This is a genomic window from Kitasatospora sp. cg17-2 (genome assembly GCF_054031055.1).
Map to the genome: position 1 here is coordinate 1658464 of NZ_CM132923.1, position 14252 is coordinate 1672715.

Below are 14252 nucleotides of genomic sequence, written 5' to 3' on the forward strand. Positions count from 1 at the left end.
CGAAGCCGGCGCCGAAGCCGGTGCGGATGTGAGTGCGGATGTGAGTGCCGGACAGGAGGCCGGGAACGGTGCCGGTACGGACCGTTCCCGATCGAGCACTAGCATCCCTTGTGCCGATCTTCAGAGGATTGAGGTACCTGTGAACCGATACGGGAAGGCCGCGCTGGCGACCCTCGGCTTCCTGCTGGCCGTCGCCGCTCTGCTCGCGCTGCTCGGCTCCGTGCCGTCGGACACCGAGTCCGGCTCGCTGCTCCGCGCCGCGGCCGGCGGCGGACTGGCCGGTGCCACCGGCGTCTGGGTGTCCTACCTGGCGCGGACGCTGCGGAGCCGTCGCCGGTAGGCGGTGTCCTTTCGAGCGACGCCGGCCTGATCGGCCAGGAGGCGGCACCACCGGGTGACCGGTGGTGCCGCCTTCGGTGTTCCCGCGCGTCAGGCCGGGTGGGGTCGGGCGCGGCGGAGCAGGTAGGCGCCGGACGCGGCGGCGAGGACGGCCATGCAGGCGGCGAAGACCAGGCCCGCGTCGGCGAGGCCGAGCGGTTCGGCGAGCAGGCCGACCCCGATGACGGGGACGGAGATGCCGAAGTAGGCGACGACGAAGAGGGCGGAGAGAGCGCCGCCGCGGTGTTCGGCGGGGGCCGCGCCGGCGATCTCCCCGACCGCCCCGCGCAGGCCCATGCCCTGGCCGGCGCCGCCGACCAGGGCGCTGAGCACCAGCGGGGCGAGGACCGTCCACGCGAGGGAGGCGGCCAGCAGGGCGAGGCCCGCGATGAGCACCAGACAGCCGAGCGGGACCGCCCGGGCGGTGCCCAGCCGGGGCACCAGCAGCTGGCCGAGGGTGGAGGCGAGGAAGGCCGCGAAGACGATCAGGCCGACCACCGCGTGGTTGTGGATCCCCAGGCTCTGCCCGAGGAAGGCCGGGGTGACCGAGGTGAAGAGGCCCAGCAGCGAGAAGCCCGCGAAGGCGGCGACCGCCGCCGGGACGAACACCCCGCGGACCTCCGGCGGCAGCGAGGGGCGCCGCGGACGGGCGGTGCGCAGCGGACGGGCGCCGTCGACGGTCTCCGGAAGGAACCAGGTGACCGCGAACGACGCGGCCAGCAGCACCAGGTGCACGACGAACGGCAGGACGAGCGGCTCGGGCGCGTACTCGGCGAGCAGCCCGGACAGCAGGGGGCCGCAGCCGAGGCCGCCCATGTTGGCGGCGGTCGCGACGAAGCCGGCCCGGGCCCGGCGGCCGGGCGGGGCGAGTTCCAGCACGTAGGCGGTGGCGGTGCCGGTGAACAGGCCCGCCGACAGGCCGGACAGCAGGCGGCCCAGGCAGAGCAGCGGCAGGCCGCCCTCGGCGAGGAAGGCGACGGCGCTGAGGGCGGCGAGGGCGAGCCCGCAGAGCAGGACGGGGCGGCGGCCGACGCTGTCGGAGACGTTGCCGACGAGCAGCAGCACGCCGATCACCCCGAACGCGTAGACGGCGAACACCACCGTCACCATCAGTTCGGAGAAGCCGATCTCCTCCTGGTACAGCCCGTACAGCGGGGTGGGCAGGGTGGTGCCCGCCATGCAGACGGCGAAGGCGGCGGCGGCGCCGAGGTAACCGGGGTGACGAGCGGCGGGCCGCCCGGTCCGACGATCGGTCATCCGCCCACGGTAGGCGGCCCGGCCGGTGCGGGCGCGGGCCCGGGGACCGGCGCTGCGCCGAATGGCGGCGGGGTGGTGGTGGGGTCTCAGAGGGCCGCGCGGTGGAGGGCGGCCAGCATGGCGGCGACGGCGACGGTGACCGGGGTGGTGCGGGTGCGGCGTTCGGCCCAGCGCCAGTCGCCGTCGGGGTTGACCTCCAGGAAGACCGGGGTGCCGGCGCTGAGGAGGAAGTCGAACGCGCCGTAGCGCAGGGACATCGCGGCGGCGAGGGTGCGGGTCGCGGCGGCGACGGCCGGCGGGGGTGACGGCAGGGCGCGGACGCCGAGCCGGTCGGGGGCGGTCCAGGGGTCGGCCGGGGCGGTCTTGGTGACCTCGAAGGCGTGCAGTTGCCCGCCGACGAAGTAGACCCGCAGTTCGGCCTCGTGCTCGACGTACTCCTGGACGATCACCGGCGGCCCCGGACGCGGACCCCCGGCCAGGTCGGCCCGGTCGAGGACGGTCGGGAAGATCCCGTGCAGCCGCCCCGGGACCGGCTCCACGAAGTGGTGGCCGGCCGCCTTGACGACCACGCGCGGGCCGTCGAACTCGTCGCGCACGAGATGGGGGTCGGTGGTCAGCACGGCGCGCGGCGCCGCGATCCCGTACCGGCGGGCGAGGTCCAGTTGGCAGAGCACCCCGGGGCGGTCGGGGCGGACGGCCGTGCCGGAGATCGCCGCCAGCTGAGCGGCGGCGGCCTGCCACGAGTCGCGGAGGAAGGCGCCGCGCGGCGTCCCGGCCGGGTCGAGGGCGGGGCGGTCGAGCACGGCCGGGTCGTACGCGGCCGGGTCGAGGGCGGTGGGCGCGAAGTGGCGGATCCAGGTGACGGTGGGGGTCAGCTCGCGCCCGTTCAGGCGGACGGTGCGGACGTCGGGGGCGATGGTCAGGGAGGTGGCGGCGAGCTCCTCGGCGTTCAGGCGGGCGGTGCGGATGCCGGCGCCCGCGAGCAGGTTCCGCACCGGGTCGAGGTCGGTGTCGCAGGCGCGGCTGAGCAGCAGGACGCAGGGGGTCGGCCGCGGGCGCGCGTCCAGGGTGCGGGCGGGGTCGTCGAGCTGGGCGAGGAAGGGCGAGCGGGGCCGGCCGGGCGAACCGGGCAGGCGCGAGGCGGGCGCGGCGGTGCGCGCGGCGGGTGCCGGGGCGGGCGCGGCGGTGCGCGCGGCGGCGGGTGCCGAGGCGGGTACCGCGGCGGGGCGGTCAGGCATCGGCGTCGGCGGTGGCGAGCAGGTCGTCGGCCATCGCGAGCAGCTTGCCGACCGTCGCGGCCACGTGGTCCGGGGCGCCGGGGAGGCGGTCGGCGACGCGTTGCAGCACCGCCGGGTCGAAGGCCGCCGCCTTGCCGGGCCCGGGCGCCGCCGTCGGGGCGGGGGCGGGGGCGGCGGAACGGAGCGTCAGGAGGAGCTCCAGCACCGTGGCCATCTCGGTGGCCAGCAGCCCCAGCGAGGCCATGTCGCCGAGGTCGCAGCGCGGACGGCTGTCGCGGTCCAGCACCGACAGCACCCCGATGCAGTCGCCGTCGCAGATCAGCGGGGCGGCCATGATGCTGCTCGGCACGTAACCGGTGGACTCGGCGGCCGAGCGGGCGAACTGCGGGCTGTCCGCCACGTCGTCCACCACCACCGGCTGGCCGGTCATCAGCGCCCAGCCGGCGATACCGGTGCCGGCCGGGAAGCGGCTGCCGAGCAGGTGGTGCTCCCCCTCCCCCGCCACCGCCTCGAAGACGAGGTCGCCGTCGTCCTCGTCCACCAGCAGGACGGAGGCCGCGGCCGCGCCGAACACACTGCGGGCCACCTCCACGATCGACTGGAGCAGTCTGCGTTGCCGCAGCTCGGCACTCTCCAACGGGTCAGTCGACACGCGCACCTCCATCGGGTACGGCTACGTTCTCAGCGGCCAGGTAGAGGACGGACTTGAGCTGGAAGGGGGTGAGCGAGCGGTGCTTGCTGAGAATGAGCGCGCAGATGCCCGCGATGTGCGGGGTCGCGAAGCTGTTCCCGGTGCTGAGCAGGTGGCGACCGCCGGGTCCGGCCACCGGCACCCGCACACCCCGGGCGTAGAACTCCACCGGCGGTGACGGGTTGTAGTAGTAGGTCATCGGGTTGGGGCTGTCGTGGCTGGCGACCGAGATGACCGAGGCGAACGGCCACGGGTAGCTGCGCACCGGCATGTTGTGCGCGGAGGCGACGATGACGCAGCGGCGGAAGTAGGCGGAGTCGGAGAGGTCGCGCAGCGCGTCGCAGAACTCCGCCTTGGTCGTCGACAGGCTCATGTTGATGACGTCGTAGCCCTCCTCGATGGCCCAGGTCAGCCCGGCCAGCAGGGCGGCTCCGCTGCCGTGCCGGCCGCCGCCCAGGACGCGGACCGAGGTGAGCGCCGCGCCGGGGGCGACGGAGCGGATGACGCTGGCGCAGGCGGTGCCGTGGCCGGCGGTGTCGCCCGGCTCGGTCGGGGTGACGGCGAGGGTGCCGTCCTCGGCGCGCACCACGTCCATGGCCCGGTCGAGGCCGCCGACCAGCGGGTGTTCGGCGTCCACACCGCTGTCCAGGACGCAGACCCGCACGCCCGAGCCGTCGGCGCCGCCCCAGGCCCAGTCCTGGGTGAGGTGGCCGCCGAGCGGGCTGATGTCGAAGGGCTCCTGGGGCACGACGGAGACCGGCATGCTCCAGGCGGGCACTCCGGGGAAGTGGTCGCGCGGCGGGCGGCGCCAGGGCGGGAGATGGAGGTCGGTCATCCTCGGCCACCGCCCTCGGCGCCGGGCGGGCCCGGTGGGACGGGTGGGGCCGCATCGGTGACCGTGACGGTGGTGGTGGTGCCCGTCCCCCCGGCGGCGAGCCAGGCCCGGACCCGTCCGGCGGGCAGGGTGGCGCCCTTGGCCTCGAACTTGCGCAACGCCTCGGTCCCTTCAGCCGTCGCCCGCCCGGCCTCACCGGCCGCGCGGAGCACGATCGCCAGATCGAACAGCGTCTCGCCGACCAGGCAGGGGTCGTCCGAGCCCTCGCTCAGCCGACGGGCTTCCGCGGCGGCGGCGACCGCCTCGCCGTGGTCGCCCCGGGCGGAGGCCAGGCGGCCGCGCAGCGCCGTCGCCCCCAGCCGGGCGCGCGGGTTCCCGCCGTCGCGGTCGCCCGGTCGGTCGTCGCCCCGGCCACCGGGATCCTGGTGCGGGCCCTCGGGCGGGTCGAGCGCGGCCAGCGCCACCGCGGCGGCCCCGGTCCGTCCCTGGGCGAACAGCTCGCGGGCGATGGCGACCTCCGTGGTCCGGGTGTCCGGGGCGTGCTCGGCGGCGCGCAGCACGCCGAGGCTCTGCCGGTAGCGGGCCTCGGCGACCTCGTGGGCGCCGGCCAGCGACTCGACGAAGCCCGCCGCGTCCAGCACGACCGCGTCCGCGAGGTCGGTGTGCACGTCGTGGGAGCAGGTGAGCGCCTCGGCGAGGGTGCGGCGGGCGGCGGCCACGTCCCCGTTCAGCGCCTCCAGGTGGGCGCGCGCGACGAGTACGGGGATCAGCAGGGAGCGGTTGGCGGCGAAGCGCCGGCCGAGCAGGGCGCACAGCTCCAGCGAGGCCGCCACCGGGGTGGGCGTCCACTGGGCCAACTCGCAGACCGCGCAGAGGAGTCGGTCCTCCTCGTAGCTGTCGGCGAGGGCCCGGGCGCGGGCCAGTGCGAGCCGGAACGAGGTCTCGGCGGAGGCGGTGCGCTCGGCGGCGAGTTCGAGGTGGGCGCGCAGTTGGTGGAGCCGGGACCAGCTGCGGTCGTCGCCCGGGTCGTGCTCCAGCAGCGCGGTGAGGCGGTCCGCGTCGGCGGCGACGGCGGCGGGCGGGGCGAGTCCGAGCCGGAGTGCGACGGTCCCGCGCTGGACGGCGAGGGTCGCCGCGGCGCGCGGGTTGCCGGGCAGTGCGGCCTCGGCGGCGTCGAGCGCGGCCCGGCACCGGGCCTCGTCCTGGAGCCAGATCCCGGCGTCGCAGACGTGCAGCGCGAGCACGAGGTGCCGGGGGTCCCCGACCGGCAGCAGGGCGCGTCCGCGTTCGAGGAGCTGGACGGCGGCGGGGAGGTCCTTGCGGGCCAGCGCACGCGTCCCCTCGGCGATCAGCGTCCCGGCGGCCGCCCCGGCGAGTTCGGGCAACTCGCGGTCGCCCGGACGCAGTTGGCGGCGCAGCTGCCAGCTGGCCTCGACGTGGTAGGCGACCGCCATCGGGTCCTTCGGGTGCGCGTGGGAGAACCGGTCGGCGAGGAAGTCGTGCCAGCGTTCCCGCCGGGTCTTCGGGGTGAACTCGTAGGCGGTGTCGCGCAGGAGCGCCTGCGCGAAGCGGTAGGTGGCGGCCGGTCCGGGTTCGAAGACCCGGCGGCGGGCCAGCCGGGCGGTCGCCTCGTCGGCGGCGTTCGGCACCACCCCGTCCGCCTCGGCCATCGCCCGCAGCTGTCCGCGGCTGAACTCGCGCCCGACGACGGCGGCGAGTTCCAGCAGTCCGCGCTCGGTGGCCGGGAGTCGGTCCAGCCGCGCGCCGAGCAGCGCCTGGACTGTGGGCGGCACCTGGGTGCCGGGGGCGGTCTCGGCGAAGACGTCCATCAGCTGTTCGGCGAAGAACGGGTTGCCGTCGCACAACGCGACCACCCGGCCGGTCAGTTCCCGCTGCTCGTCGGCCCGGAGGTCCTGCGCGTGGACGTCGCCGCGTTGGGCCAGTCCGCCGACCAGGGCGGCGGTCTGCTCCTCGCTCATCGGCCCGAGATCGACGGTGGTGGCGCACGGTCTGCCGCCGACCCAGTCGGCGCGCTGGTCGAGCAGTTCGGGGCGGGCGACGCAGAGCAGCAGGACGGGGACGTCGCGCAGCCAGGTGGCGATCTCGTCGACGAGGTCGAGCAGGGTCGCCTCCGCCCAGTGCAGGTCCTCCCAGACCATGACCACGGGACGGGCACGGCCGAGCACCTCCAGGAGGTGGCGCACGGCCCAGGCGATGTCCTCGACGCCGACCTGACCGGCGGGCGGGTCGGCGGGGTCGGCCATGCCGGCGGGGTCGGCGAGTTCGGCGGAGCTGCCGGGGTCGGCGGAACTGCCGGGGTCGGCCGGGTCGGTGACGGCGGCGAGCGTACGGGTCACCAGGTGGCGCGCACGGCCGTCCGCGCTGTCCGGCGACCCGGCCGACGCGCCGTCCTCGGCGAGCAGCCGCACCAGTTCGGGCCGGCCGCCGGGCAGCGAGCCGAGCATCTCGGCGAGCGGCCGGTAGGTGATCCCCCGGCCGTAGGCGGAGCAGCGCCCGGCCAGCACCAGCGCCTCGCCGTCCGGCAGCCCGGCGAGGAACTCCCGGACCAGGCGCGACTTCCCGATGCCCGGGGCGCCGAGGACGGTGGCGAGGCACACCTCGCGCCGCTCCCGGGCCCGCCGGTAGCCGCGTTCGAGCGCGGCGAGTTCGTCCGTCCGGCCGATGAACGGGGTGACCGGGCCCGGGTCGTCCGCCGTCGCCTCCGGGGCGGTGACCCGCCAGGCCGGCACCGGACGGGACTTGCCCTTCAGCCGCAGCGGTTCGACCGGCTCGATGCCCACCTGCGCCCGCACCATGGCGGCGGTGTCGGCGCAGATCAGCACCTCGCCGGGGGCGGCGGCGGTCTGCAGCCGGGCGGCCGTGTTGACGGAGTCGCCGACGACCCGGAAGTCGTCCCCCGGGCGGGTGATCACCACGACGTTGCCGGTGCAGATCCCGGCCCGGGCCTCCAGCTCGACCCCGTACTTGGCGGTGAGGTCGGCGGTGAGCCCGGCCAGGGCGGCGAGAGCGCCGGTGGCGGCCCGGACGGCGCGCAGCGCGTCGTCCTCGCGGGCGACGGTGGCGCCGAAGGCGGCGAGGATCGCGTCGCCGATGAACTTCTCGACGACGCCGCCGTGTTCGGCGATGCAGGCGCCGCAGCTGGCGAAGTAGCGGTCCATGACGCGGCGCAGCGGTTCGGGGTCCAGCCGCTCGGCGAGGGTGGTGGATCCGACGACGTCCAGGAAGAGCATCGACACCTTGCGGCGCGATTCGCGCGGCTCGGCGACGGCCGGGGGCGGGGCGGGGGGCGCGGTGGACGTGGCGGACGCGGCGGTGAGCGGGGTGCCGCAGCCGGCGCAGAACCGGTCCGCGTCGGCGGTGCGGCGTCCGCACGCGGGGCAGCTCACGACCGGCCCTCGGGGGAGGGGCCGGTGGGACCGGCGGGGCTGGTCGGACCATCGGCGGGGGCCTCGGTGGGCGTGTCCCCGGACGCTTCCCCGTGGGCCTCGACGGCCATCGCCGCAGGCTCGCGCGCCGGTTCGGCGTCCGGTACAGCGCTGCCGGGTGCCTGGGCGGGTGCGGGAGTCGGCGCGGGCGCCGGAGTCGGGGCCGCCTCGCTCGCCGGGAGGCCCAGCCGCGCGTAGACCCCGGCGAGCACGACCACCAGCCCGGACACCGCGAAGATCGTGTCGATCGGGCCGAACCGCAGCCCCGCCACCGAGCCCGAGAAGTCCCGCAGCCCACTGCCCGCCAACCAGCCGGACAGCACCGCCGTCAGCATCGCCGCGAGCCGGGTCACCGGGTAGAACACCGAGATCACCCGGCCCCGGAACTCCTGCGGGGTGGCGGCGAGCAGCAGCGGCGCCATCGCCGTGTTCAGCATGGTGATCGGCACCACGAAGACGAACAGCAGCGTCACGGCCGCCGGGAAGCCGGTCTGCCGCGAGTACAGCACCAGCAGCGCGCCGCTCGCCATCAGGCCGATCCAGGTCGTCCGCCGCGCGCCGATCCACTGCACGACCCGCCCGGCGGCGAGCGCGCCGGCGATCCCGCCGATGCCGAGCGCCATGCCGAGGTAGCCGTACGACTCGGCGGAGACGTGCAGGTTCCGGGTGGCGAAGAAGATGTTCAGGGTGCTCAGGGCGCCCATGCCGAGCTGGCCGATCACCGTGAGCAGCAGCAGCGCGACGAGGAACCGGTTGCGGGCGAAGAAGCGCAGCCCCTCGGTGAAGTCCTTGAACAGGCCGGGGCGTTCGGCTCCCTTGCCGGGGCGTTCGGCGCCCTTGCCGGTCCTCGGGGCGGTCGGCGCGGTGCGCGCGGGGTTCACCGGCCGCAGGTCCGCCGAGCTGATGGCGATGTACGACACCAGGTACGAGAGCGCGTTGAACAGCAGCGCCCACTGCAGGCCCACCGCGAACAGCAGCGGCGCGGCGAGCGGCGGGCCGATGATCCACGCCGTCTGCGCGGTCGCCTGGGCGATGCCGGCCGCCCGGGCCCGGTCGGCCTCGTCCGTCACTAGTTCCGCGATGATCGAGAACCGGGCCGGGGTGAAGAACTGGCTGGCCGCGTTGAGCACCAGCACGATCACATAGATCAGGGCCAGCCAGACGCCCGCCGGCAGCTCCCGGGTCGGCACGAAGGCGACCACGGTCAGGACGGCGACCAGCCCGCCGCGCAGCACCTCGGTGCCGAGCATGGTGGCGCGCTTGTCCCAGCGGTCGACGAAGACCCCGGCGAAGGGCCCGACGAACATCACGGCCGCGCTGGTCGCCAGGACGACGCCGCTGACCGCCTGCGGGCCCCAGGACTTCCCCTCCGCCAGCACGGTCGCCACCCAGAGGACGAGCGTGGTGCTGAACACCGCGTCCCCGACCGAGGAGACCGCCTGGCCGAACCAGAGCCGGGTGTAGGTGGGGTTGATGAGGGTCGGCCGGAGCCGGCCGAGGGCCGTCACGGGGTGCGCCCCGTTGCGAGCAGCAGTGTCATCAGGGCGGTCACCAGGGTGGTGTGGTACGCCTTGGCGAAGTACTCGGCGGCCGGGTCGGCGGTGCTCGCACGGGTGGCGGCGGACCGGCCGGGGACCGAGCCGTCCGGTCGCTGGGCGCGGGCCAGACAGGCGAGGGCGGCCGCGCCCTCGGGCGTGCCGGTCGGGTCCAGGCCCAGGCAGACCTGGGTCATCACGAGTTCGGCGGCGAGGTCCCACCAGTCGTGCCGGACGCAGTGGTCGAGCAGCCGGCCGGTCAGGGCCGCCGCGTCGGCCACCGCGCCGTCGGGCAGTCCGGGGCCGGTGCGGGCGAAGTCGCTGAGGTAGAAGGCGGAGTGGGTGAGGGCGTACGCCTCGGGGACGGTCACCGGCGGCTCGTCGGGGCGGGCCGGGCCCCGGACGGCTTCGCTGTCCCCGGCAGGTTCGGCGTGCCCGGCGGTGTCGGTGCCCGCGGCGGTGTCGGTGCCTGCGGCGGTGTCGGTGCCTGCGGCGGTTTCGGCGCCCCGGACGGCTTCGGCGTCCCGGCGGTCGAGGGCGTCCCGGCGCCGGGCCCGGGCGAGGGCGACGGCGGGCAGGGTGACGAGGACGTTGCGCCGGGCGAGTTCCGGGTAGGACTCGATGGCGTGCTCGACCCCGGCCTTGTCCGCGTAGTAGCGCAGTTCGAGCCGCTGGTAGGGCGAGCGCCCGACCGGGGCGAGGTCGGCGGCGGTGAGCCCGGCGAGGGCGGCCCGGAACGGCGCGTCCTCCGTCCCGGCGGGCGCCAGGGCGGCGCAGGCCAGCCGGTACTGGGTCGCGCCACGCGGCTCGGCGGTGAGCAGCCGCGGGAAACCGGGGTGCAGCCAGACGGCGCGGACCCGGTCGGTCGCCTCGGTCCGGCGCGGGTCGTCCCCGGGGTCGAGGCGGGTCCAGCAGTGGGTGAGCAGCGCGAGTTCCAGCGCGGCCTTGGCGGGCCGGTGCGCGCCGCCGGGGTCGGGGGCAGGGGCGGGGCCGTCGTGACCGGGGCCGTGACCGGGGCCGCCGTGATTCGGCGCGAACGGGTCGAAGTGGTCGAGGTGGCGGCCGATCCAGCCGAGGGTGCCGGCGGAGAGCTGCTCCAGGTCCTGGCCCGGACGGCCGACGGCGGCCGAGGGGCCGCACCCGGGAACGGCGGATCCGGGACCCGTGCGGAGGCCGGGTGTCGTCGTCACAGCCGCCCCGTCTCGTCCAGGTAGTCGAGCAGCGCGGCGTCGACCGTGTCATGGAACTCGGCGAGCGTGCGCCGGTCCTCGTCGCGCCGGTAGAGGTCCTCGCAGCCGACCCAGCGGTCCCGGGTGTGGGTGCCCGGCAGGTAGCCGCCGGTGACGGTGCCGACCTCCCAGTCCGGCTTGCCCGCCGTCTCCCAGCAACTGGCGAGGGTGCCGTCGGCACTCACCACCGCGCCGTAGCGGCCGTCCCCGTGCCCGCATGTCGCGCAGGGCCGGTGGGCCTGCGGGCGGGTCACGCCGAGACCGCGGTCGAGGGCGCGGCGCTGCCAGCGGGTGAAGCGCGCGGAGAGGTCACGGGTGTGCCGGAGGTCGTTGCCGTAGCCCACCCCCACATCGCCCACCTGGGCGAAGTACAGGGTGCAGCGGGCCGGGTCGAGCGCGTCGGCGAGCCGGTCGATCAGGCTGTCGACGCCCCGGTAGGTCTCCTGCGAGACGTTGACCCGGAAGATCCAGCGCAGCGGGGAGGACTCGGAGGCGCGGACGAGGTTGCCGACGATGGTGTCGAAGGTGCCACCGCCCTCGGAGCGGCGGATCCGGATCCGGTCGTGGTCCGGGCGGTCGCCGTCGAAGGTGACCTGGACGGAGCGCAGACCCCGGTCGGCCAGTCCGGTGGCGAGCGCCGGGGTGAGCAGGGTGGCGTTGGAGATCATCCAGGCGGAGGCGAGGCCGTGGTCGGCGGCCCGTTCGAGGAGTTCCAGGCAGCCGCGCGGGTTGAGCAGGGGCTCGCCGCCGAACAGCAGGATGCGGAGCTTCGCCAGTTCGGCGGCGGCCATCTGCCGGTCGGTGAAGTCGAGGATCTCGGTGATGGTCCGCGAGGTCAGCCGCTTGCGGGCGATCCGGGGCGGGCGGGTGCCGCTGGCGCTGTCCTGGCCGGTGTTCTGGAAGCAGTAGCCGCAACCGAGGTTGCAGTGGGTGCTGGTCAGCACGGTCAGGGCGTAGCTGCGCGGGGCGGGGGCAGTCAGCAGACCGTGTTCGCGCAGGCTGCGTTCGGTGCCGGGGCGCAGGGTGCCGTCCTCGGCCAACTGGCCGGGGCGCAGCCGGGCGAGGCCGCCGCCCGGGCCGAGGAACCACCAGTTGCGCTCGCCCCGGAGGAGGCGGGCACCGGTGGCGGCGACCGGCGGGGTCGTGGGGCCGGTGGCGGCGACCGGGGTCACGGGGCTGGTCGAGTTGGTCGGGCTCATCGGGCACCGCCCAGGGCCGGGGAGGCGGACGTGGTGGGCGGCCGCTCGTCGGACGTTCCGGTACGCGGGCGCAGGAGGATCACCGTCGCCAGCGCCACCACCAGCGTGGACTGGTAGGACTTCCGGAAGAACTGGACGGCCGTCGCGTCGGCCGGCACCCGGTCGGTGGCGGAGCGGCCGGGGAAGGACCCCTCGGGCGACTGGGCCTCGACGAGCAGGCGCAGCGCGGCCGCGCCCGAGGGTGTGACCAGCGGGTCGAGCCCGAGGCAGTGCTGCGCGAGGACGAGCTTGCCCGTCAGGTCCCATTCGCCGTGCCGGACGGACTCCTCGGTGAGGCGCTCGACCCGGTCGCGGGCATGGGCGAGGTCGGCCCCGCCGAGGCCCGGGCCGCGGAAGCCGAAGTCGGCCAGGTGGAAGACGGTGTGGGTCACATCGCACACGTCGAGTTCGGCCAGCGGCTGCCCGTCGGTGTGCCGTGCCAGCCGGCTGATCCGGTACAGCTCCGGGTAGTCGAGCAACTGGTGCTCAACGTCAGCCAGTTCGGCGTAGTAACGGGTTTCCAGGTGCAGGAAGGGCGACTTGCGGCGCGGTGTCAGGAGGTCGCCCGCCACCCCTTCGGCGAGGACCGTCCGGTGCGGACCGTCGGCGTCGAGACCGGCCGGGGCGAGCGCGCCGTGCATCAGCTGGAACTGCCGGGCGTAGCGCGGCTCGACGGTGAGCAGCGGCGGGTGGGCGGGGCTGCGCCACACCTGCTCGACGGTGGCGGCGACGGCGGCCAGGTCGGGGTCCGGGGGCCGCGTTCGGGCGGTCTCCGCCGTCCGTTCGGCCCCGGCGGTGGTGGCCCTCGCCCAGCAGCGGTACAGCAGGGCGAGTTGCAGCAGCGCCTTGACCCGGGGGGTCACCGGTAGTTCGGCCCGGCCCGCCGGCTCGTCAAGAAAGCCGCAGTGCCGACCGATCCACCCCCGCGCGCCCGCCGAGAGGCTCGCCACGGCCGCGAGGTCCGGGGCGGCTGATCGAGTACCCATGGTTCTCCCTTGAGGTTGCGGGCTGCCGGTCGGACGGGCGGGCGGTCTGCTCGACGAGGTCTGCGGCGCGGCGGGGACCGTCCGCGGCGGCCTCGGCGAGCCGTCGGCCGAGGCGGTGGGCGTGGGAGCGCAGTCGGTCGTCCCGCCAGGCCGCGTCCACCAGCCCCGACTGGTCCGGCTCCCCCGTGCGCGGAAGGTGGACGGCCGCGCCGGACCGCAGCAACGCACCGGCGAGGACGGGCTGTTCGGAGCCGTTGGGGGTGACACCCAGCGGGCGGCCGCGCAGCAGGGCGCCGAGCACGGGCGCCGAGGTACCTGCGGTCAGCACCAGTCCGGCCCGGTCGACGAGCGGCCCCAGCCAGGGTTTGCGGACGAGCAGGATGTCGGCGTCCGGGGCGGGGCACGGTCCGGCCGTACGGCCCTGCTCCACGACGGCCTGGTAACGACCGCCGGTGAAGGTCGCGTTGAGGCGCGGCCACGGGGTGCCGCCGCCGAAGAAGCGGCCCAGGTGCACATAGACGACCGGTTTGCCGCTGCGCGCCAACGCGGCGTCGACGGAGGCGAGTTCGCCCGGGTCGGCGGCCGGCTCCCAGGGCAGCGGGCCGACCTGATGCACCCGCTGGGGCAACTCCGCTCCCGGGTACTCCAGTTCGGGGTCACCGCGGAGCAGGAGCGCGTCACCGAGCAGCGGGGACCCGTCCGGGCCGTCGGCGGCCGCGGTCGTGGCCTCGGTCGCGGTCGTGGTGGCGGTGGCGGTGGCGGTGGCGACCGTCGCCCGCGGCCAACGGGACGGCCGGGCGGAGAGACCGGCCTCCTCGCGCGTGGCCTCGTAGAGCGCCAGCGTCTCCAGGGTCCGGTTCTCCCGGGTGCGGCCGTACTGCGGCTCGCCCTCGCCCCCGGAGCGGTAGGTCCACAGGTGGATCGAGAGCCCGATCACCACCACCGGAACGTCCAGCGTCTCGGCGGCGAGCAGTGCGCCGTTGCACAGCACGGAGGTCACCAGCAGGTCCGCGCGGGCCTGCCGGGCGGCGCGCACGGTCGCCCGGTACTGCGCGAGGCCCATGACGCCCCAGCGGGCGGCGGAGAAGGCCCGCTCGCCGCCGAACTCCTCCGCCGCCGCGAACGGCAGGCCGACCTCGGCCGCGAACGGTGCGGCGGTGGCACGGCCCAGCACCGACACCCGGTGGCCGCGGAGCCGCAGTTCGCGCCCGACGGCGAGCGCCGGGTAGAGGTAGCCGCCGTCACTGAGCGGGCAGAGCAGGATGTTCACGGGGCCTCCGGGCCGGGGGCTGCGATCGGGGCGCGGCGGTCGGGGCGGGACGGTCGCGGTGGGAACGTCGTGGTGCGACCGGCAGGTGCGGGACCGGTCGACGCGAGACCGGTCGACGCGGGACCGGCCTGGGCGCGACCGGCCGAACG

11 protein-coding genes are annotated in these 14252 nt (G+C 75.9%); 1 reads left to right on the plus strand and 10 read right to left on the minus strand.

The genetic code is table 11. The features are described 5' to 3' along the window. The first annotated feature begins 139 nt into the window (after nucleotides 1-139). On the plus strand, nucleotides 140-340 hold the full coding sequence (locus ACW14Y_RS06590; protein WP_380307641.1) for a hypothetical protein: 201 nt from the start codon (nucleotides 140-142) through the stop codon (nucleotides 338-340). Nucleotides 341-429: 89 nt separating this feature from the next. Here ACW14Y_RS06590 and ACW14Y_RS06595 read toward each other — a convergent pair whose 3' ends face one another. The 10 genes from ACW14Y_RS06595 to ACW14Y_RS06640 form a co-directional block, all read right to left on the minus strand. Next, nucleotides 430-1635: an MFS transporter gene (locus ACW14Y_RS06595; RefSeq protein WP_380307639.1), complete on the minus strand. Its 1206-nt coding sequence runs from the start codon at nucleotides 1633-1635 to the stop codon at nucleotides 430-432. An 86-nt stretch (nucleotides 1636-1721) separates the two neighbouring features. Continuing rightward, nucleotides 1722-2873 carry a hypothetical protein gene (locus tag ACW14Y_RS06600; RefSeq protein WP_456986184.1) on the minus strand — a complete coding sequence of 384 codons (1152 nt, stop codon included), beginning with the start codon at nucleotides 2871-2873 and terminating at the stop codon, nucleotides 1722-1724. Beyond that, the gene (locus ACW14Y_RS06605) at nucleotides 2866-3525 is read right to left on the minus strand and encodes a GAF domain-containing protein (RefSeq protein WP_456986185.1); all 660 of its coding nucleotides are present in this window, start codon (nucleotides 3523-3525) and stop codon (nucleotides 2866-2868) included. Before ACW14Y_RS06605 ends, ACW14Y_RS06600 begins: the two co-directional genes overlap by 8 nt. Further along, nucleotides 3515-4399, minus strand: a complete 885-nt coding sequence (locus ACW14Y_RS06610; protein ID WP_380307633.1) for a S8 family serine peptidase — start codon at nucleotides 4397-4399, stop codon at nucleotides 3515-3517. The genes ACW14Y_RS06605 and ACW14Y_RS06610 overlap by 11 nt, the downstream gene beginning before the upstream one ends. After that, nucleotides 4396-7806 (minus strand): AAA family ATPase, encoded by a 3411-nt coding sequence (locus ACW14Y_RS06615; RefSeq protein WP_456986186.1) that lies wholly within the window; start codon nucleotides 7804-7806, stop codon nucleotides 4396-4398. Before ACW14Y_RS06615 ends, ACW14Y_RS06610 begins: the two co-directional genes overlap by 4 nt. After that, on the minus strand, nucleotides 7803-9353 hold the full coding sequence (locus ACW14Y_RS06620) for an MFS transporter (protein ID WP_456986187.1): 1551 nt from the start codon (nucleotides 9351-9353) through the stop codon (nucleotides 7803-7805). The genes ACW14Y_RS06615 and ACW14Y_RS06620 overlap by 4 nt, the downstream gene beginning before the upstream one ends. Continuing rightward, the gene (locus ACW14Y_RS06625) at nucleotides 9350-10570 is read right to left on the minus strand and encodes a DUF6895 family protein (protein WP_456986188.1); all 1221 of its coding nucleotides are present in this window, start codon (nucleotides 10568-10570) and stop codon (nucleotides 9350-9352) included. Before ACW14Y_RS06625 ends, ACW14Y_RS06620 begins: the two co-directional genes overlap by 4 nt. After that, nucleotides 10567-11808 (minus strand): radical SAM protein, encoded by a 1242-nt coding sequence (locus ACW14Y_RS06630; protein ID WP_456986189.1) that lies wholly within the window; start codon nucleotides 11806-11808, stop codon nucleotides 10567-10569. The genes ACW14Y_RS06625 and ACW14Y_RS06630 overlap by 4 nt, the downstream gene beginning before the upstream one ends. Next, nucleotides 11805-12833, minus strand: coding sequence for a DUF6895 family protein (locus ACW14Y_RS06635; RefSeq protein WP_456986190.1), 1029 nt, complete (start codon nucleotides 12831-12833; stop codon nucleotides 11805-11807). The genes ACW14Y_RS06630 and ACW14Y_RS06635 overlap by 4 nt, the downstream gene beginning before the upstream one ends. Next, the gene (locus tag ACW14Y_RS06640) at nucleotides 12739-14103 is read right to left on the minus strand and encodes a glycosyltransferase (RefSeq protein ID WP_456986191.1); all 1365 of its coding nucleotides are present in this window, start codon (nucleotides 14101-14103) and stop codon (nucleotides 12739-12741) included. Before ACW14Y_RS06640 ends, ACW14Y_RS06635 begins: the two co-directional genes overlap by 95 nt. Between the last annotated feature and the right edge of the window lie 149 nt (nucleotides 14104-14252).

Excerpts from the sequence above, each read along its gene's own strand:
- ACW14Y_RS06635 (WP_456986190.1), bottom strand. The coding sequence starts at position 12,833 with ATGGGTACTCGATCAGCCGCCCCGGACCTCGCGGCCGTGGCGAGCCTC.
- ACW14Y_RS06610 (WP_380307633.1), bottom strand. The coding sequence starts at position 4,399 with ATGACCGACCTCCATCTCCCGCCCTGGCGCCGCCCGCCGCGCGACCAC.
- ACW14Y_RS06630 (WP_456986189.1), bottom strand. The coding sequence starts at position 11,808 with ATGAGCCCGACCAACTCGACCAGCCCCGTGACCCCGGTCGCCGCCACC.
- ACW14Y_RS06600 (WP_456986184.1), bottom strand. The coding sequence starts at position 2,873 with ATGCCTGACCGCCCCGCCGCGGTACCCGCCTCGGCACCCGCCGCCGCG.
- ACW14Y_RS06595 (WP_380307639.1), bottom strand. The coding sequence starts at position 1,635 with ATGACCGATCGTCGGACCGGGCGGCCCGCCGCTCGTCACCCCGGTTAC.